General features: G+C 58.9%; 19 protein-coding genes. 9 read left to right on the forward strand and 10 right to left on the reverse strand.

Annotated features, from left to right (window positions below; all coding sequences use genetic code 11):
• Nucleotides 1-8 precede the first annotated feature (8 nt).
• The 3 genes from AADJ11_RS14085 to mazG all read right to left on the reverse strand — a co-directional run bounded on the left by AADJ11_RS14085 (nt 9) and on the right by mazG (nt 2,295).
• The gene (locus tag AADJ11_RS14085; RefSeq protein WP_341235156.1) at nt 9-458 is read right to left on the reverse strand and encodes a GNAT family N-acetyltransferase; all 450 of its coding nucleotides are present in this window, start codon (nt 456-458) and stop codon (nt 9-11) included.
• Complete coding sequence (locus AADJ11_RS14090) at nt 455-1,396, reverse strand: nucleoside hydrolase (protein ID WP_341235157.1); 942 nt, start codon at nt 1,394-1,396, stop codon at nt 455-457. Before AADJ11_RS14090 ends, AADJ11_RS14085 begins: the two co-directional genes overlap by 4 nt.
• 74 nt (nt 1,397-1,470) lie before the next feature.
• Nucleotides 1,471-2,295 (reverse strand): nucleoside triphosphate pyrophosphohydrolase, encoded by an 825-nt coding sequence (mazG, locus tag AADJ11_RS14095; protein ID WP_341235158.1) that lies wholly within the window; start codon nt 2,293-2,295, stop codon nt 1,471-1,473.
• 63 nt (nt 2,296-2,358) lie between these two features.
• On the opposite strand from mazG, the gene AADJ11_RS14100 reads away from it, so the two are divergent.
• The 4 genes from AADJ11_RS14100 to AADJ11_RS14115 are packed head-to-tail and all read left to right on the forward strand — an operon-like array spanning nt 2,359 to nt 5,914.
• On the forward strand, nt 2,359-3,528 hold the full coding sequence (locus tag AADJ11_RS14100; protein ID WP_341235159.1) for a M20 aminoacylase family protein: 1,170 nt from the start codon (nt 2,359-2,361) through the stop codon (nt 3,526-3,528).
• Entirely contained in the window at nt 3,528-4,493 is a 966-nt protein-coding gene (speB, locus tag AADJ11_RS14105) for an agmatinase (RefSeq protein WP_341235160.1), read from the forward strand. Before AADJ11_RS14100 ends, speB (AADJ11_RS14105) begins: the two co-directional genes overlap by 1 nt.
• A complete protein-coding gene (speB, locus tag AADJ11_RS14110) occupies nt 4,490-5,437 on the forward strand; it encodes an agmatinase (RefSeq protein WP_341235161.1) in 948 nt (315 codons plus the stop codon). The genes speB (AADJ11_RS14105) and speB (AADJ11_RS14110) overlap by 4 nt, the downstream gene beginning before the upstream one ends.
• Nucleotides 5,438-5,488: 51 nt before the next feature.
• Complete coding sequence (locus AADJ11_RS14115) at nt 5,489-5,914, forward strand: DUF1499 domain-containing protein (RefSeq protein ID WP_341235162.1); 426 nt, start codon at nt 5,489-5,491, stop codon at nt 5,912-5,914.
• Here AADJ11_RS14115 and AADJ11_RS14120 read toward each other — a convergent pair.
• Nucleotides 5,888-6,160, reverse strand: coding sequence for a hypothetical protein (locus AADJ11_RS14120; protein ID WP_341235163.1), 273 nt, complete (start codon nt 6,158-6,160; stop codon nt 5,888-5,890). The genes AADJ11_RS14115 and AADJ11_RS14120 overlap by 27 nt on opposite strands.
• A 63-nt stretch (nt 6,161-6,223) precedes the next feature.
• Here AADJ11_RS14120 and prfA point away from each other — a divergent pair, with 63 nt between their 5' ends.
• The 3 genes from prfA (at nt 6,224) to AADJ11_RS14135 (ending at nt 9,033) form a co-directional block, all read left to right on the forward strand.
• A complete protein-coding gene (gene prfA / locus AADJ11_RS14125; protein WP_341235164.1) occupies nt 6,224-7,279 on the forward strand; it encodes a peptide chain release factor 1 in 1,056 nt (351 codons plus the stop codon).
• Entirely contained in the window at nt 7,276-8,118 is an 843-nt protein-coding gene (gene prmC, locus AADJ11_RS14130; protein ID WP_341235165.1) for a peptide chain release factor N(5)-glutamine methyltransferase, read from the forward strand. The genes prfA and prmC overlap by 4 nt, the downstream gene beginning before the upstream one ends.
• Before the next feature lie 213 nt (nt 8,119-8,331).
• A complete protein-coding gene (locus AADJ11_RS14135) occupies nt 8,332-9,033 on the forward strand; it encodes a DUF4167 domain-containing protein (RefSeq protein ID WP_341235166.1) in 702 nt (233 codons plus the stop codon).
• A gap of 74 nt (nt 9,034-9,107) precedes the next feature.
• On the opposite strand, the gene rsmA is transcribed toward AADJ11_RS14135, so the two are convergent.
• Genes rsmA through lptF form a run of 6 tightly spaced genes read right to left on the reverse strand, consistent with a single transcriptional unit; the run spans nt 9,108 to nt 16,528 of the window.
• The gene (gene rsmA, locus AADJ11_RS14140) at nt 9,108-9,950 is read right to left on the reverse strand and encodes a 16S rRNA (adenine(1518)-N(6)/adenine(1519)-N(6))-dimethyltransferase RsmA (protein WP_341235167.1); all 843 of its coding nucleotides are present in this window, start codon (nt 9,948-9,950) and stop codon (nt 9,108-9,110) included.
• A 46-nt stretch (nt 9,951-9,996) separates the two neighbouring features.
• On the reverse strand, nt 9,997-10,965 hold the full coding sequence (gene pdxA, locus AADJ11_RS14145) for a 4-hydroxythreonine-4-phosphate dehydrogenase PdxA (RefSeq protein WP_341235168.1): 969 nt from the start codon (nt 10,963-10,965) through the stop codon (nt 9,997-9,999).
• Nucleotides 10,962-12,197 (reverse strand): peptidylprolyl isomerase, encoded by a 1,236-nt coding sequence (locus AADJ11_RS14150; RefSeq protein WP_341235169.1) that lies wholly within the window; start codon nt 12,195-12,197, stop codon nt 10,962-10,964. The genes pdxA and AADJ11_RS14150 overlap by 4 nt, the downstream gene beginning before the upstream one ends.
• Nucleotides 12,185-14,302: an LPS assembly protein LptD gene (lptD, locus tag AADJ11_RS14155; protein WP_341235170.1), complete on the reverse strand. Its 2,118-nt coding sequence runs from the start codon at nt 14,300-14,302 to the stop codon at nt 12,185-12,187. The genes AADJ11_RS14150 and lptD overlap by 13 nt, the downstream gene beginning before the upstream one ends.
• Nucleotide 14,303: 1 nt before the next feature.
• On the reverse strand, nt 14,304-15,401 hold the full coding sequence (gene lptG, locus AADJ11_RS14160; protein ID WP_341235171.1) for an LPS export ABC transporter permease LptG: 1,098 nt from the start codon (nt 15,399-15,401) through the stop codon (nt 14,304-14,306).
• Nucleotides 15,398-16,528: an LPS export ABC transporter permease LptF gene (lptF, locus tag AADJ11_RS14165; RefSeq protein ID WP_341235172.1), complete on the reverse strand. Its 1,131-nt coding sequence runs from the start codon at nt 16,526-16,528 to the stop codon at nt 15,398-15,400. Before lptF ends, lptG begins: the two co-directional genes overlap by 4 nt.
• A gap of 139 nt (nt 16,529-16,667) precedes the next feature.
• Here lptF and AADJ11_RS14170 point away from each other — a divergent pair, with 139 nt between their 5' ends.
• Together AADJ11_RS14170 and AADJ11_RS14175 are read left to right on the forward strand one after the other, a co-directional pair.
• Nucleotides 16,668-18,140, forward strand: a complete 1,473-nt coding sequence (locus AADJ11_RS14170; RefSeq protein ID WP_341235173.1) for a leucyl aminopeptidase — start codon at nt 16,668-16,670, stop codon at nt 18,138-18,140.
• A 4-nt stretch (nt 18,141-18,144) separates the two neighbouring features.
• Complete coding sequence (locus AADJ11_RS14175; RefSeq protein ID WP_341235174.1) at nt 18,145-18,603, forward strand: DNA polymerase III subunit chi; 459 nt, start codon at nt 18,145-18,147, stop codon at nt 18,601-18,603.
• Nucleotides 18,604-18,615: the final 12 nt, after the last annotated feature.

Below are 18,615 nucleotides of genomic sequence, written 5' to 3' on the forward strand. Positions count from 1 at the left end.
CAGTGCGATCACAGCTTTCGTGTCATGAACATATAGTTATCGCGCGGCCGAAACCCTGCGCGGCTGTACAGCTTCTGTGCAATCAGGTTCTCTTTGTCGACCTCAAGATGCACGGCCTTTACACCACCACCGGACAAGGCATTGGGCAGGGCCAACAGCGCCTCGGACGCGATGCCGCGACCACGCACACCGGGGCGCACGTAAATTTCGTCAATGATGGCGTCCAACCCGCCAAATTCAACCGACCAGCCAAGGGTGATGATGACATATCCGATGGGCGCACGGGGCGGGCCGATCAGATAGGCGATGCCATGGGGGATACCGTCGAGCAGCGGCGCAATGCCATTGTGCCGGTCCTCGTCCGATTGTTCGATCCCCGCCTCGGCGTGAAAGGCCGCAACCAAACCGATCAACTGCTCAAGATGTTCGGGCTTGGCAAGGGTAAAGGCGGCGCTCACAACCGGGCCAGACGTTCGGTGAGCAGGCCGAAAAACCCGTCTGCATCCAGATCACCCATGAAAGTCGCGTTCGCGGCGCGGTCGGTGACTCCCCACCAATCGGCGACGGTCATGCCCATGGTCAGCTCTGACTCTGTCTCGATCTCGACATTGATATGACGGCCTTTGAACAGATCGGGGCGGATCAGATAGGCGGTCACGCAGGGATCATGCAGCGGTGCCCCTTCGGAGCCGTATTTTTCCTTGTCGAAGCGTTCAAAGAATTCGGTCATCTCGGCCACGGCGATCCCCACAGGGCTGCCGATGTTGCGAAACGCGTCGTTGCGGGCAGTTGTGACCAGCGCCTTGTGGGTGACATCCAGAGGCATGACCACAATCGGCGCGCCGGATTTAAACACAATATCAGCAGCTTGCGGGTCGACGTAAATGTTAAACTCGGCTGCAGGTGTGATATTACCGCCCTCGAAATAGCCGCCGCCCATCAGCACAATTTTCGCAATACGGTTGGCGATATCAGGGGCCTTTTGCAGCGCTGTCGCGATGTTTGTGAGCGGCCCCAGCGGGCAAAGGGTTACGGTACCGGGCGCGTGTTCGCGCAACATATCGATAATGAAATCCACCGCATGGCCGTCGGCGATAGGCATCGTCGGTTCGGGCAGGACGGGGCCATCAAGGCCGGTTTTGCCATGCACATGTTCCGCCGTGACCAGTTCACGGCCCAGCGGGCGGTCGCATCCGGCAAAGATTTTCACGTCGGTCTTACCCGCCAATTCGCAGACAATCCGGGCATTTCGCACGGTCAGATCCAGCGGCACATTGCCCGCGACACAGGTGATCCCCAAAACCTCGATGTCTTCGGGGCTGGCCAGTGCGAGCAAAATCGCCACCGCATCGTCCTGACCGGGGTCGGTGTCGATGATAATCTTGCGCGGTGTCATGGCGTGTCTCCTGTCTTTCATGTTGTCCGAGCCTTGCCGGATGCGACGGGGCTTGTCCAGTGCAAGCGCTTGATCTAGCTGCGTTCCGCCTGTTTTACCGCATCCCACAGCGCGTCCATCTCGGCCAGATCGCTTTGCTCAGGTGTTTTGCCGATCTGCGCCAGCTGCGTCTCGACGCCCTCGAAACGGCGGATGAATTTGGCGTTGGCGCTGCGCAGGGCGGCCTCCGGATCAAGGCCCAGATGCCGGCCCAGATTGGCCATCACAAACAGCAGATCGCCGAATTCCTCCTCGACCTCTGCTTGGGTCAAGGTATCGCGGGCTTCGACCAGTTCGGCGGCTTCCTCGGCTATCTTGGCGACCACATCGCCAGTATCAGGCCAGTCGAACCCCACACGCGCCGCACGTTTTTGCAGCTTATAGGCGCGCAGTAATGCCGGCAGGCCAACGGCCACCCCATCCAGCGCACCACCTTGAGCCTTGCCCGCACGCTCGGCTGCTTTGATCTTTTCCCAGTCGGCGGTTTGCTGATCCGCCGATTTATCACGCGACTCATCGCCAAAGACATGCGGATGCCGCGCGACCATCTTGTCGCTGATATGGCGCACCACCGATTGAAAGGTGAAATGCCCGTCTTCTTCGCCCATGGCCGTGTGATAGACGGTTTGCAGCAACAGATCGCCCAACTCGCCCTCCAACTCGGGCCAGTCGCCGCGTTCAATCGCATCGGCGACTTCATAGGCCTCTTCGATGGTGTAGGGCGCGATGCTGGCGAAATCCTGTTCGATATCCCATGGGCAACCGGTTTCAGGATTACGCAAGCGGCGCATGATTTCTAAAAGCCGCTCAATCCCTGCGCTTTGATCAAAGATCAGTGCATCTTTCGATGTCTCGGCCATTGCAGCCCCCGTGTGTCTGGTGTCAGATGCAACCTGACCAAGATATATGCAGGAGTCCACCCAATGCCCGTCGTGAACCGTATCGCGGATTTTGCCCCCTTGATGACCGAATGGCGCAGACATCTGCACACGATACCCGAACTGGGCTTTGACTGCCCCAAAACAGCGGCCTTCATCAAAGAGCGGTTGCAGGAACTGGGCGCTGACGAAATTCACGACGGCATCGCGCAAACTGGCATTGTGGCGATCATCAATGGCAGCAGCGATGGCCCGACAATCGGCCTGCGCGCAGATTTTGACGCGCTGCCGATCCTTGAAGAAACCGGCGTTGACTATGCATCGACACACCCCGGAAAAATGCACGCTTGTGGCCATGACGGGCACACGGCCATGCTGCTGGGGGCCGCAAAATATCTGGCCGAGACGCGCAATTTCGCGGGCCGCGTGGCGCTGATTTTCCAACCCGCCGAAGAAGACGGCGGCGGTGCCCAAGTCATGTGCGCCGAAGGCATGATGGACCGTTTCGACATCGCGCAGGTCTACGGCATCCACAATATGCCAGGGGCCGAGTTCGGGTCGTTCTTTACCACGCCGGGGCCGATCATGGCGGCGGTTGATTCCTTTACCATCCAGATCAACGGGCGCGGGGGCCATGGTGCCATGCCGCACGAAACCGCCGATCCGGTCGTTGCCGCCTGCGGCATTGTCCAAGCGATCCAGACCATCACCAGCCGCAATGTGCCATCGGCGCAGGAAATGGTGATTTCGGTCACGCAAATCCACACCGGGTCGGCCAGCAATATCATCCCCGACACGGCAATGATCAACGGCACCGTGCGGACCTTTGACAAGGACGTGCAGACGCTGATCCGCAGCCGAATGGAAGAAATTATCCAAGGCCAAGCGGCAAGCTATGGCGTGACCGCCACGCTGGATTACGAGGTTGGATACCCCAGCACGCAAAACGCCCCCGAACAGACAGCGCTGGCCGCCGATGTGGCGCGCACCGTTGCAGGCGACGCAAGTGTCGACGCCGAATTCCCCCGTGTCGCAGGTGCCGAAGACTTTGCCTATATGCTCGAAGAACGCCCCGGTGCCTATCTTTTCCTCGGCGCGGGCGAGGGTGCCGGATTGCACCACCCCAAATTCAACTTCAACGATGATGTGGCCCCCGTGGGCGCATCGTTCTTTGTGCAACTGGTCGAACAGCTACAACCGGCGGCGGGTAAATAATGGCGCTCGAAGACGCAAAAACCCAGGTAGATCAGGCCTTTACCCGCGATGATCTAAAGGGGCCCAGCTTTGAAAACGCGTTTGGTGGCGCGACATCATTTCTGCGCCGCCGCTATACCAAAGACCTGACAGGGGTCGATATCGCCGTGACAGGCGTGCCGTTCGATCAGGCCGTGACCAACCGCACAGGTACGCGGCTTGGCCCCCGCGCGATCCGCGAGGCATCCAGCCTGCAACCCTATGATCCGCCCTATGGCTGGGATTTCGATGTATTGAGCGAATGTGCCATCGCGGACTATGGCGATATGGCGTTTGACTATGGCCACACCAGCCAGTTCCCCGCCACTTTGACCAACCATATCAAGGGGATATTGGACGCAGGCGCGGCAAGTGTGGTGCTGGGGGGCGATCACTATATCAGCTTTCCGATCCTTAAAGCCTACGCCGAAAAATACGGACCGATCAGTCTGCTGCAATTCGATGCGCATTCCGACACATGGCCCGACGACGATATGGACCGGATCGACCACGGCACGATGTTTTATAAGGCAGTGAAATCCGGAATCGTTGATCCGGCGACATCCGTGCAGGTGGGGATCAGAACCACGAACCCCGACACACTGGGCGTCACCACCATTGACGCGCGCGAGGTCCACGAGAAGGGGCCCCAAGCCGCCGTTGCCAAGATAAAACAGATACTTGGGGACCGCCCTTGCTATCTAACCTTTGACATTGATGCGCTGGATCCGGCCTTTGCGCCCGGCACCGGCACACCGGTTTGGGGCGGCCTGACATCCGCGCAATGTGCCATCATGTTGCGCGATCTGGCCGGGATCAATATCGTCGGCGGTGATATCGTCGAAGTGTCACCCCCTTTTGATACAACCGGGGCCACAGCCATTGCAGGTGCCCATGTGGCGACCGAGATCCTTTGCCTGCTGGGATGGAGAATGCGGAACAAATGAGCGTAAAAAATCAACCTATCAGCGGCAATGATCTGGCCCGTTTTTCAGGCCCCAACACTTTTATGCGTCTGCCTTCTGCCAGTGACCTCAAGGGGTTAGACGTCGCGGTTTTGGGTATTCCACTGGATATTGGCACGTCGTGGCGATCTGGCACGCGCTTTGGCCCCAAACAGGTCCGCGCAGAAAGCGCGATGCTGCGGCCCTATAATCTGGGCACCGGGGCGGCGCCGTTTGATTCACTTCAGGTCGCGGATATCGGTGATCTGGCCATTAATACGTTTTCGCTGTCTGATAGTTTGTCAATTATTCAAGACAGTTACACCGAAATCTTAAGGTCGGACGCGATGCCCTTGGCCATCGGCGGGGATCATTCGATCACGCTGCCAATCCTGCGCGCAATGGCCAAACGGCACGGGCCTTTGGCGCTGGTGCATGTGGATGCCCATGCTGACGTGAACGAGGACATGTTCGGCGAACGTGAAACCCACGGCACGGTATTTCGCCGCGCCTATGAAGAAGGGCTTATAAACCCCCATAAAACCTATCAAATCGGTTTGCGCGGCACAGGATATGGCGCGGATGATTTCACCGAAGCGACGGGTTGGGGCTTCCAACAATTTCCCGCACAAGAGCTCTGGCATCGCAGCCTGTCACCGTTGGGTGCTGAAATCAGACGTGATATTGGCGATGCGCCTGTCTATGTCACCTATGATATCGACAGCCTTGATCCCGCCTATGCACCGGGGACGGGCACGCCCGAAATCGGCGGTTTGACCACCCCGCAAGCGCTGGAACTGATCCGTGCTTTGAAAGGTTTGAACGTCGTTGGGGCCGATCTGGTTGAGGTATCACCGCCCTATGACACGAGCGGCAACACAGCGCTGACAGGCGCGAATATCCTGTATGAAATAATGTGCATCCTGCCCGGTGTTGCATACCGCTGATCCGGCGGACGCTCCGCGGGGAGTTTAAAAGGCAAAATGAAAGCAAAGCGAATGATGAGTTTCTTTTGGGCCGTGGTTTTGGTGTTCGTAGGGTTGCAGGCCTATATCCGCTTTGTCCCAAGTGACGCTGCAAACTGGACGGTGGATGCCAATGCAGATGCGCCCGGAACATACCCCAAGGAGGGTGGGTTCAAGGTTGTCGCAAAGGTTGATGGCGACACGGATGCCCTTTTGGGGGCCTTTGACACGGCCATGATGGCGCAGCCGCGCACGCAAAAGCTGGGTCAGGCCGACGGGCAGCAGATTTATGTCACGCGGTCGTTGCTTTGGGGGTTTCCAGATTACACAACTGCCGCGCTGTCGGACGATCAAACCCGTGCGACATTCTATAGCCGATTGCGGTTTGGTAAGTCCGATATGGGTGTGAACGGCAAACGGCTGCGCGAGATATTAGGCACCATCGGCATCGCTGTCTAAGCTTGAGCTCTGGCAGCCTTGCCCGACCTCGCGCCACATGGGCACGTTCAGCGACATCTGGCATTGCGCCTGAAACAAGCGGTCGCCGATTTGCATGCAAATGGTTTGGCCCAGCTCGACGCGGCGGCCTTGGGCGTTGGTGCAGTAGCAATCAACCGCCTTACCGCTGGGATAGGTCGCTTGCGCGGGTGCCGATTGTGCCGTCAGGCCGAACAACAGCCCCGATATCAGAGCAATCTGTTTCATGAGCCTTCATATTAACACATAGCGGCCCTTGACCAAAGCGCTATCATCAGCGACAGAAACCCGATGATCCCCATGGACCGCCTTGCCCAAATCACCCAACGTTTCCAGTTTCTGGAGGCGTCAATGTCCTCTGGGTCAGACGGGGCCGATTTTGCCAAGCTGGCCAAGGAATACGCCGACCTGCGCCCCGTGGTCGAGCAGATCGAAGAATACCGTCAGTTGCTGCAAGACATGGACGACGCGCGTGCCATGCTGAAAGACCCCGAAATGGCGGAACTGGCCGAGGAAGAGCTGCCACGCCTGAAGGCCGCGCTGCCCAAGGCCGAAGACGCCCTGCAATTGGCGTTGCTGCCCAAGGACGCAGCGGATGCCAAGCCTGCGATGCTTGAGATACGCCCCGGCACCGGCGGGGACGAGGCCGCGCTGTTTGCTGCCGATCTGTTGCGGATGTACCAGCGCTATGCCGAGGCGCAGGGTTGGAAATTCGATCTGATCGAAGAGCAGATGACCGAGCTGGGGGGCGTCAAGGAAGTCGTCGCCCATATCAAGGGGCAGAACGTCTTTGCCCGTTTGAAATACGAATCCGGCGTGCACCGCGTGCAGCGGGTGCCGACGACCGAAAGCGGCGGGCGTATTCATACCTCGGCGGCCACGGTCGCCGTGCTGCCTGAGGCGGAAGATGTGGATATTCACATCGACGCCAATGACTTGCGGATCGACACGATGCGCAGTTCGGGGGCAGGGGGCCAGCACGTCAACACCACCGATTCCGCTGTCCGGATCACCCATATCCCGACCGGCATTGTTGTGACCTCTTCCGAGAAATCACAGCACCGCAACCGCGAGATCGCGATGCAGGTGCTAAAAGCGCGGCTTTATGATGCGGAGCGTCAGCGCGTGGACAGCGCGCGGTCGGCGGATCGGGCCGCTCAAGTCGGATCAGGCGATCGGTCGGAACGGATCAGGACGTATAATTTCCCGCAAGGGCGGATGACCGATCACCGGATCAATCTGACGCTGTACCGGTTGGATGCCATTATGCAGGGCGATCTGGACGAGATTATCGACGCGCTGACGGCGGATGCGCAAGCACGAATGATGGCGGAGATGGGTCAGTGAGCGCACCAACGGCGGCGCAAGCCATGGCATCGGCGGCGGCACGGTTGCGTGCAGCGGGTGTGCCCGATCCGGCCCGCGATGCACGGCTGTTGCTGGCCCACGCGGCATCGGTGGACGCATCGCGCGTCACCTTGATTGCCCCAGAAGAGATCGCGCCGGAGATCGCAGAGCGCTATGAGAACCTGATCGCGTTACGGGCGGTGCGTGTGCCTGTGTCGCATCTGGTCGGGCAGCGCGCTTTTTACGGTCGGGATTTCAAGGTCAGCCGTGATGTATTGGATCCACGACCCGAAACCGAAACGCTGATCGAACTGGCTTTGTCTGAACCTTTTGACACTGTGCTGGACCTTGGCACCGGGTCGGGCTGCATTCTGGTGACATTGCTGGCTGAGCGGCCGGACGCAACTGGCGTCGGGTTGGACCTGTCGGAATCGGCCTGTTTGCAGGCCAGCGCCAATGCGGTGCTGCATGGGGTTCACGCGCGGGCCGACATTCGCCAATCCGATTGGTTCGAGGCGGCGAACGGCCGGTTTGATCTGATCGTGGCAAACCCGCCCTATCTGGCAAAATCGGAGATGGCAGCGGTATCGCCGGAATTGCGCCTGCACGAGCCTGAAATGGCGCTGACAGACGGGCTGGACGGGTTAAGCGCCTACCGCGTGATTGCATCCCAAGCGCAAGGGTATCTGACCGCCACAGGCCGCGTGCTGGCCGAAATTGGCTGGCAGCAAGGGCCGGATGTAGCAGAGATTTTCAAAGCCGCCGGATGGGGACGGGTGCGGATTTTGCCTGATCTGGATGGGCGTGACCGTGTTCTTTGGGCCGACACACCGGCGTGAAACTGCAAAATAAACGCGATCTCACGCATTCTTGACAGTTTGTGCTTGATCGCGCCTGACAGCCGTGCTTATTCAATCATGTTGCAGCGGTGGATGCTTATTGGCGGTCCCGCGCGGCGTTAAGCCCAACAAATCGTATGGCGCGCTTTTGAAGGATGTAGATGCATCCGGCGGCTTTCTCGAAGCACAGCACAACAAGGCTGAACGAATTACATGAAATCTTCAAGATCACGTTCCAGATCCAAGAACAGTCGCAACCGTCAACCACAAGGTGGCGGCAACGTCGTAAACCGCGTGTTCGACAGCTCTGGCCCAGAAGGCAAAGTGCGCGGCACGCCGCAGCAGGTTATTGAAAAATATAACCAGTTGGCCCGTGACGCACAGCTGAGCAATGACCGTGTTGCCGCCGAAAACTTTCAGCAGCACGCAGAACATTACCTGCGCATGCTATCCGAGGCACAGCGCGAAATGGACCAGCGCCGCGAAGAGCAAGAACGCCAGCAGCGCGAGCGTCAGGAAGAGCAGGAGCGCCAGAACCGCGAACGCCAAGCCGAGCGCGACCGCGAACGGGCAGAGCGTCAGGAACGCGATGCGGCCAATGGTGTGCCATCCAATGACGGTGATGCCGAGGCCGGCAATCAAAACACGGGCGGCAATGACCAGTCCCAGCAGCACGGTCAAGACAGCCAAGACCAGCAGCCCAAACGCCGCCGCAACAACCGCACTGCAAAGCAGCCGGACCTTCTTGAGGGTGACGGCGCGGCTCAGGGCGGGGACGACGGCAGCAATCTGGTTGAAACACCCGAGAACAAGCCCAAGCCACGCCGCGCGCCCCGGCGCAAGCCCCAGGCAAAATCGGATGATACATCCGGTCAGGCACCCGAGGGTGGCGATCATACCGAAGCGGCTGAATAAACGGGTTGACGTATATTAAAAAAAGGCCTCGCATTCTGCGGGGCCTTTTGCGTTTGGGCGACAGCTGTGCGGGTTTAAGGCTTGGCGAGCTCGCGGGCCAATGCGCAGAAAGCTTCTAGCGATACTTGTTCGGCCCGCTCGGTTGGTTTGATGCCAGCGGCGATCAGGCGATCCTCGATATCCGGCGCCGCCGCCTTGAGCGCCGAGCGCAACATTTTGCGGCGTTGGTTAAACGCCATCGCGACAACGCGGCTTAGCACGGCGGGATCGGCGGGAAAGCGGGGCTCGGGAAGCGCGGTTAAATGCACCACGGCAGAGGAGACCTTTGGCGGCGGGGTAAAAGCCTCGGGCGGGAGGTTCATCACGATCCGCGCGTCCGCCCGCCACTGCGCCAGCAAGGCCAACCGGCCATAGGCTTTGGATCCGGGCTTGGCCACGATCCGTTCGGCCACTTCGCGTTGGAACATCAAGGTCAGGCTGTCCCAGAACGGCGGCCATTCAGCAGGGGTCAGCCAGCGCACCAAAAGTTCCGTGCCGACATTATAGGGCAGGTTCGCCGCGATCCGGATGGGCGGGGTCAGATAGGCCAGCGGGTCAATCTCGAGCGCGTCGCCTTCGATCACGGTCAGACGGCCGGGATAGGCCTCTGCGATCTCGTTCAGGGCGGGTAGGCAGCGTTTGTCTTTTTCGATGGCGAGCACCCGCCGCGCCCCTTCGGCCAGCAGGCCGCGGGTCAGCCCGCCGGGGCCGGGCCCGATCTCGAGCACATCGCAGCCGGACATATCACCCGCTTGGCGCGCGATTTTGGCGGTCAGGTTGAGATCAAGCAGGAAGTTCTGCCCCAGCGATTTACGCGCCTTGAGATCATGGGTGTTGATGACGTCGCGCAGGGGCGGAAGCATATCGATTGTGGTCATGTTGTGATTTCGCCTTCGGCGAGGATATTTAAAAGCCAGAGAAGCATTAGGACGTCGCCATTTTATGGGCCAAGCGGATCGCCTCCACCATGCTGGGGGGGTTTGCGATGCCTTTGCCGGCAATGTCAAAGGCGGTGCCGTGATCGGGCGAGGTGCGGATGAAGGGCAGGCCCAGCGTCACATTTACGCCGCGGTCAAAATCAAGTGTCTTGATCGGGATCAGCGCCTGATCATGGTACATCGCAATCGCCGCGTCGTAGCGGGCACGGGCGGCAGCGTGGAACATGGTGTCAGCGGGCAGGGGGCCAAGCAGGTCGTAGCCTTCGCCTTGCATGGTAGCGACCAGATCATTCATCCAGTCGACCTCCTGACGGCCCATTGCGCCGCCTTCGCCCGCGTGGGGGTTTAGGCCGGAGATGGCGATTTTGGGTTGTGCGATGCCGAATTGGGTTTTCAGACCCGCCGCCGTGATTTCGATCACCCGGCGCAGGTGGGCAGGCGTCAGAACATGCGGCACCTGATCCAGTGCGATGTGGATCGTCGCAGGCACGACGCGCAGCTGATCCGAGGCCAGCATCATCACCACGTCATCGACACCGGCTAGGGCGGCAAGGTATTCCGTATGGCCCGGATAGGCGAAATTCGCGCCGTCTTTCAGGGCTTTTTTGTGGATGGGGGCCGTTGTCAGAGCGCAGGCGTCGCCCGCGCGCACCAAATCAACGCCACGTGCAATCACGTCAATCACGGCTTGGGCATTGGCGGGGTTGGCTTGCCCCAGCACGTTATCCGCAGGAAAGGGATGTGCCAGCACGGGCAGCGCGTCGCTGGATACCTCCAGCGCCTGATCGCAGCTTTCGATCACACGGTGTGGAATGTCGCCGGGCAAATGGCGCGGATCACCGAGCCAGACCATGGGTACTTCGCCCGCCAGCACAGCCCAAGCGCGGGCGGCGACTTCGGGCCCGATGCCTGCCGGTTCACCGCACGAGATGACGACAGGCCGTACGCCGGTCATTTGCGCACGATACGCGCGTCGGCTTTGAGCTGATCAAGCAGTTGATCCGCATAGCCCACCAGACGTTCCTGACGCAGCGCATTAATCACGGCCTCGCGGCTTGCTTCTTGGTTCGCGGTGGCCGTGCGGCTGCACATCATCAGGAACATCAGCGTTTGACCGTCAGAACGGGTCAGCGCCGTGGACACTTCGCCCGGATCAAGCTTGGACAGCTCAATCGCGATGTCTTGGGGGATTTCACCGGGGGCCTTGGTGGCGCGTTCCAGCACGTCTTCGGGCTGGCCCAGGGCCTCTCCGTACAGGTCGTTGCAGGTGTCGACGCGGGCCTGAATTTTGGCCGCTTGGGCCAAGGTTTCGGGGCTACGACCGCCGGGCAGATAATAGGCGGCATATTCAATCGACGAATAGCTGCTGGTCGGGCTGCTGGTTTCCTGGATATCGCGCAATTGGAACAGGGCAACGGCATTCGGGATCGGCAGGGGTGCTGTCACTTCGCCCGGGGCAAGGGAAAGGATCAGCGGCTGCAAGGTCGGCGGCAGCAAGGACAGATCTTGCCAGCCCAGACGACCCCCACGACCGCGCGAGGCGGTTGCAGAGTATTGCGTGGCATAGTTAGAAAACTCTGCCGTTGATTGCGATTGCGAGATTTGTTCAGCAAGCGCTGTTACACGCGCGGCGTTTTCGGGTGGGGCCGGGATAATAATCTCGGACAGGAGCACACGCACGCCACTGCTGTTTGCGGTGCCAAGCGCGCGGTCGATTTCCGCATCGGTGATCTGCACCCGCGATGAATAACGCGCCCGCACCAGTTCACGCCAGCCGATGGAATTCACCACAAAGTCGCGAAATGTCTCACGCGACACGCCGGATTGGCCAAGCGCTTTGGTGAATTCCTCGGTGCTTAGGTTGGCGCGACCTGCAAATTCCGCAAGGCTCTCATCGATCCCCTCGGGGGTCAGTTCGATGCCTGCGTCGGCCACGGCCTCGTTGCGCACACGTTCGTCGATCAAGGCGTCGATGACCCCTTCGCGGGTGGCCCCCGGCGCATTCAAAAGCTGCAAAAACCGTTGCCGCTGCTGGACCTCATATTCGGTCACAACGGATTGGTTCACCTTGGCCACAGGCGCATACAGACCTTGCGCAAGCGCGGGAGCGGCGGTCATAACCGCGAGGCCAACAATCGCAACGCGGTGTGTCAGACGGTTCAGGTTCATCTTAGTTACATCCCACATGATCGCACATATCTTTCTTTTCCGTTGGAGGCCGAAAAGCCCCGCAGGCCGATGTTAAACCCGATATCCGTCGAGGGCTCAACACTTGTTGATGAGGTATAGCGCCGGCGCACCGAAAGGTCGACGCTGACGCATTCATTGTTATAGGTCAGGCCCAAGCCCGCCGTCGCAGCGCGGTTGTTTTCAACGTCATAGCGGAAATCGGCGCTGGCGGTCCATTGATTACGAAAATCATAGGACCCATCGAGCGATATCTCTGACACGGGTTCGGTCCGGTCTTCGGCAGCATCGGTTTCAAGCCAGACATAGGTGCCGCCAAGGGTGAGGTTTCCAAGCCCCCAATCGCCGCGCACTTCGGCTTTGGAGACCTCAAAATCATTATCGATCAAGGTACGCGCGGTCAGCGACATGCCCGCTTGGTTGCGGATTTGTCCGGCCAGCAGGACATTCGACTTGGTGCCAGACAGGCCCGACGTATTGGTAAAATCACTATCAAAGATTGATCGAAACACCTGACCTGCGGCGATATGGGTATCCCATCCTTGCGGATCAAAGCGCGACCAATTCAACCCCACCGCCGTGACAGTTCCGCGTTCCTGCCGGTCCGGGCTGGGAAAGCGCGACAGGGAGAGCAGGTTGCCCTGATCGAATTCGACCCGTGTGCTTTCCTCGTTCGGGATATCCAGACGATCGCCGCCCGTCCAACCGACCTGCGCCAGCGGCGTCAACATTTGCGTCACGCCGCCAGCCCCGGCCCGCATCATAGGATAGCTTAGACCAACAGAGGCGGTTGGCACCAGATCGGTGTGGTTTTGCGAATAATTCGAGTCTTGGGTCACGTCAAAGGCGTTAAAGCCCAAGCCAGCACTGGCATTCGTTACCAGCCCGCTTTGGTGGGTGAACCGGCGCAGATACTCCAGCTTGCCGTTGATCCGCGCCACGTCGCGGCCAATCACATCAGCGGTGGAGCTGCGTTGATGGCTGTGCGCTTCTAACGACAGGCGAACCTCGCCGCCCACGGATTTTGGAAAGAAGCGGCGTTCAAATTCCCCGTCAATCACAAGGGTTGGCAGGGTCGAATTAATCTCGCCGTCGCGCAGGGTTTCAAAGTTATAGAGGCTCGCCCGGACATAGCTGTCGCGCCGCGCCCGGCTGACGGTGATATCACTGCGCAACCGGTCCTCGTCCAGATAGCCGTATTCGGTGAAATACCCCTCGTCGCTGACCACCTTGATGTCAAAGCTTAGCTGGTAGTCGCGCCGCAGATCAAACCTGCCTTGCCAATCGAAATAGCCGCGCTCTGTATCGGGGAGTTCATCATCGCGGGTATAAGCCCCTTCGAACGAAATATATCCACCGACGAACGCCTGCCGGTAGCGGAATTCAAGGGTCCGCGTGGCAGACGACAGATAGGGGGTCAGGGTCAAATCACGGCTATCGCCGAGCTTGATGAAATAGGGGATTTTCAGGCCGGTGCCCAGCTGCGAGGTCGTGCGTATCGACGGCATCAAAAATCCGGTTGCACGGTCTAGCGTCGGGTCGGGCATCCGCAAACGGGGCAGATAAAACACCGGCACGCTTCTGATGTGAAACGTTGCATCATCAAAATACAGCTGTTGTTCGACCTCGTCGTGGATGACCCTGCGCGCCCGAATTTGCCACAGGGGAACATCGCCATCTTCGCATATTTTACAAGAGGTTACGGCCGTTTTGTAAAGCTGGCTATAGCGGCCATCGACGCGATCAATCTGCACCGCGGCCAATTGCACCTGTTGGTTCATCACCATACGCGCGCCGGTCAGCAAGCCGTTTTGCAAACCACTATCCAATTGGGCTGCGTCGGCCAAGATCACGGTTTCCCCGCCATCGGTCAGCACAATCGGCCCCTCGATAGTCAGCGCGCCGGTTTGTTCATCATAGCTGATTGATTTGGCCTGAATACGAGTGTTGCCTTGGAACGCCTCGACGTTGCCGCGTGCGATCAGCACCCGATCGCGCGTGATCAACAGATCATCCGCCACCAGAACCGCAGGGCGTTCACCGGGATTTTGCGCAGTGGCAGGGAGGGGCAGCAGCAAGCAAAGCGCCAAGAGAAACCGCCGCATCTCAGCCATCCTCCGCATGGAGCAGTAATCCGAGCGCCAATAGGATCGACGCGACCGGTGGTGCCCAAGCCGCCAGAAGAACCGGAATTTGCCCGTTTTCCCCCAAAATCTGTGCAAAGCTGCGAATGAAATACAAACCGAACCCCAACAGAACAGATGCCAACACGGCAACGCCTGTGCCTCCGAACCTCGTATGGCGCATGGTGAATGCGCTCGCAACCAGAACCATCGCAATAAGGAAAAACGGCCGCGCCAATTCGGTCTGCAACCAAACCTTGTGACGGCGGGGCGAAAACCCTGCCTGTTCAAGCTGGTTGATAAATTTGGGCAGATCATAGATCGACACGGCACCCGGATCGCTGATGCTTTCGCGGATACGGTCCAGCGTCAGGTTCGACGGCAAGGTCAGGGTCTCGAAAAACTCAGCATTTCCCTCGGCGTTCACCCCAACCTCAAGCGGCCATGATTTTGCACCGCTTAGCACCCAGGCATTTTCTTCGAGCGCGGCGCTTGATGCCTCGATCCGGCGAACGGGGCCACCTTCGGGGGCGTAGGAAATAAACGTCACATCATACAGCACCGACGCATCGGCATTCGACCGCCACGCGCGGATCACGGTTTGCCCCATCTCGCCGCCCTGACGCAACCACAACCCTTCGTCACTGATCGACAGGGCAGAGGCACCACCGGCGCGGATGTTTTCAGACAGCTGCAAATAGCGTTTCGCCGTTGCAGCCACGATGGGGTTCAACATCCCAACAGCCATGACGCCTATGATAAACGCCACCACGACCGGGGCCTGCAATGCCGTCAACGCCGACCGCCCCGACGCACGGGTCACAACCAGTTCCGATGACCGCGCAAGCGACAGAAACAAAACCACCGTCGCCAAGATCATAATCAAGGGTAAGATCAGGTTCATGGTTTCGGGGGTGTTCAGCAACGTCAGCCCCAAAATGCGTTCCCAACCGATGTCATAGCCGCTGAATTTGCGCGTCTGTTCGACCAAGTCGACCAGCACCAACAGCGCAAACAACACCGTGGAAATCAACAAAATGCCGGTCAGAAAGCGGCGCGCGAAGTAGAAATGCAGGATCATGCGGCCACCTTTGCCCGACGCAACCGGCGCAGCCAGCCGGGATGCGCAGTTTGCCAAATCATCGCCAGCACCAAAATCAGACCGATCAAACTGGGCAGGTAAATCAGCGGCCAGCGGCTGGGGTCACTGCGCACCACGCCTTCCAACGTGCCACGAATACCGTCAATGGCGATAAGCAGACCAAAGGCGATCACGATCTCGCGCCAGACCCCAAACCGCGAAAACCCGCCCAAGATCAATGTGGCATAGCCGATCATCGCTGCCACAATGCAAAACAGCGGGGCGGCGAACCGCGCGTGGAATTCTTCGGCGATCGTCCCTAGGGTTACATCGACGCGATCACCAAGGGCGGTCCAATCGGTAAACAGCGCAGGGGTCACCATACTATCGACGGATGTATATTCTTCGGTGCTATTGCTGACCAAGGCCGAGATATCAAAGGAGAAATCCCGAAACTTCGCCGTTGAAAGCTGGTTGGTCTCGCTGCTTAGCCGCTGCGCCAGACCGTCGACCATGATCAAGGTCGTCCCATCGCCATTGCGCACAAGATAGGCCTCGGATGCGGAATAGATCATGCCTTCTTCGGGGTTGCGACGGTCTGACAGAAACACATCACGCAACACGCCATCCGTCCCGATCAACCGGGTGTAGAACGTCACCTTGGATGACGGATGCAGGAATTCACCTTCGGTCAGCAACCGCGCTGATACGTTTTGCGAAATCTCGACCTCGCGTTGGGTCAGCTGCGCTTTGGCCATGGGCACCAGAAAATGGGTTAGCACCGATAACATCACCGCAACACAGATACCGTAGACAAACACAGGCCGCGCCAACCGCCATGGTCCGCTGCCTGTGGCCTGCAACACCGTCAATTCGGATTCGCTGGTCATGCGGTTGATCACATAGACAGACCCGGCGAATGCCGCGATGGGAAACACGGTCGTGATCAGCTTGGGCAGGCCCAACACGGTGAATTCCAGAAACACCAAAGCCGTCTGGCCGTCGCCAATCAGGCGATCAAACAAGATCACTGCACGGTTGATCCAGAAAATCGCGACCAGGATCAGCGCAAAGAAACTGAACAAGATCAGGAACTGGGACAACATATAGCGGTCAAACTTAGACAAACTGCGTCCCTTAGACATTTTTTCGCTGATATTATGCACGCAGGATAAAACAAATTTTCGTCGGCGAAAACTGCTATCTGGCCTTACCGGCGGCTGCGCGCTAGGTCTTGGGGTAATTCATATCAAAAGGACGCCGATCATGACCGCATTGACCCCAATCAGCTTTGCCCAAACTGACATTGACCAGATTGCGGGACACGCGGGTCGTGTTGCCGTCGCCATTGATGCCGAAGGCAAGATGAACCCAGGTGCCCGCCGGATCAACAAACTGACCAAGGGCGCGCTGGAGCGTCTGATCCAAACGACCAAATTCGCCGATCTGAAACCCGGTGAGGTGCTGAGCATGGGCTATCCCACCGGCATGACCGCCGAGGCCGTTGACGTGATCCAACTGGCAAACAACGCCAATATTCCGGATCTGCGCAAAGCGGGGGCCAGCCTTGCCAAGCTGCGCGGAAACGCGGATCTGCTGGTGCTGACAGGTGGGCTGCGCAAATCGGCGGAACTGTGCTTTGGCCTTGCCATGCGCGACTACAGCTTTGAGGATAACAAAAGCGACGGGAAACCGCGCAAGGGAACGGTCACGATTATGGCCAGCAACCCCGACGATGTAAAAGAGGCTGCTGAGCCGCTTCTGGCGATCGCCGACGGGGCCTTTATGACCCGTGATCTGACCAATGAACCGGCCAACGTGCTGACCACAACAGAATTTGCAAACCGTCTGGCCGAGATGGAAAACATCGGGCTTGAAGTCGAAGTGCTGGACGATGCCGCGCTGGAAAAACTGGGGATGCGCACGCTGCTGTCCGTTGGACAAGGGTCGGCCAGCCCGTCCTATGTTGTTGTTATGAAATGGAACGGCGGCGAAAAAGACGCAGCCCCGCTGGCGCTGGTCGGCAAGGGCGTGGTCTTTGACACCGGCGGTATTAGCCTGAAACCCGGCCTTGGCATGGAAGACATGACCATGGATATGGGCGGTGCCGGTGTGGTGGCTGGGGTCATGCGGTCTGTCGCCTTGCGCAAGGCAAAGGCCAATGTTGTCGGCCTTGTCGGTATCGTTGAAAACATGCCGTCGGGCACCGCGACGCGCCCCGGCGATGTGATCAAAACCATGAAGGGCGACACCGTCGAGGTGATTAACACCGACGCCGAGGGGCGTTTGGTGCTTTGTGATGTGCTGTGGTACGCGCAGGACCGCTTTAAACCCGCTGGCATGATCGATCTGGCCACACTGACAGGCGCCATTGTGATTGGCCTTGGCCATGAAAACGCAGGTGTGTTTTCGAACAATGACACGCTGTGCAATGCATTTCTCAAGGCCGCCGCAGCAGAAAATGAAGGGGCTTGGCACATGCCCATGGGCCCCGGCTATGACAAGCTGCTGAAAAGCCGGATTGCCGACATGAAAAACATTGGCGGGCGTGACGGCGGTGCCATTTCAGCGGCGCAGTTTTTGGGGCGTTTTGTTAAAGACGAGACCCCTTGGATCCACCTTGATATTGCCGGTGTGGCATCCCTGAAAACCGAGACAACTTTGTCGCCCATCGGGGCCACAGGCTGGGGCGTTGCATCGTTGAACCGGTTGATTTCGGACAATTTTGAGGGCGAGTAACCCGATGGGTGCTGCGTATTTCTATCATCTGACACAGCGACCTTTGGTCGAGACGTTAACCATGCTGTTGGGCAAAGCCCAAGGGGCAGGGTGGCGCGTGGCAGTGCGTGGCACGGACCCCGATTTATTGGCACAAATGGATGCCGCCCTGTGGCAAGGCCCCGATGACGGGTTCCTGCCGCACGGATTGGCAGGTGGCCCACATGATGCGGAACAGCCGGTCTTGCTGACCACCCTAACGGAAGCGCCAAACGGGGCCACTTGCGTGTTTTCGATCCACGGCGCTGATGTGACGGCGGCAGAAGTCTCAACCCTCGACCGGGTTTGCATATTGTTTGACGGGCTGGACGAGCTTGCCCTGAACAAGGCACGCGGGCAGTGGAAGACGCTAAAGGAAGCAGGTGCGTCGGCGCAATACTGGTCGGAAGAAAGCGGCCGTTGGGAGAAAAAGGCAGAAACCTGAGTGGGTTACTGA

The sequence above is a fragment of the uncultured Sulfitobacter sp. genome, from assembly GCF_964021855.1.
Lineage (GTDB): Bacteria > Pseudomonadota > Alphaproteobacteria > Rhodobacterales > Rhodobacteraceae > Sulfitobacter.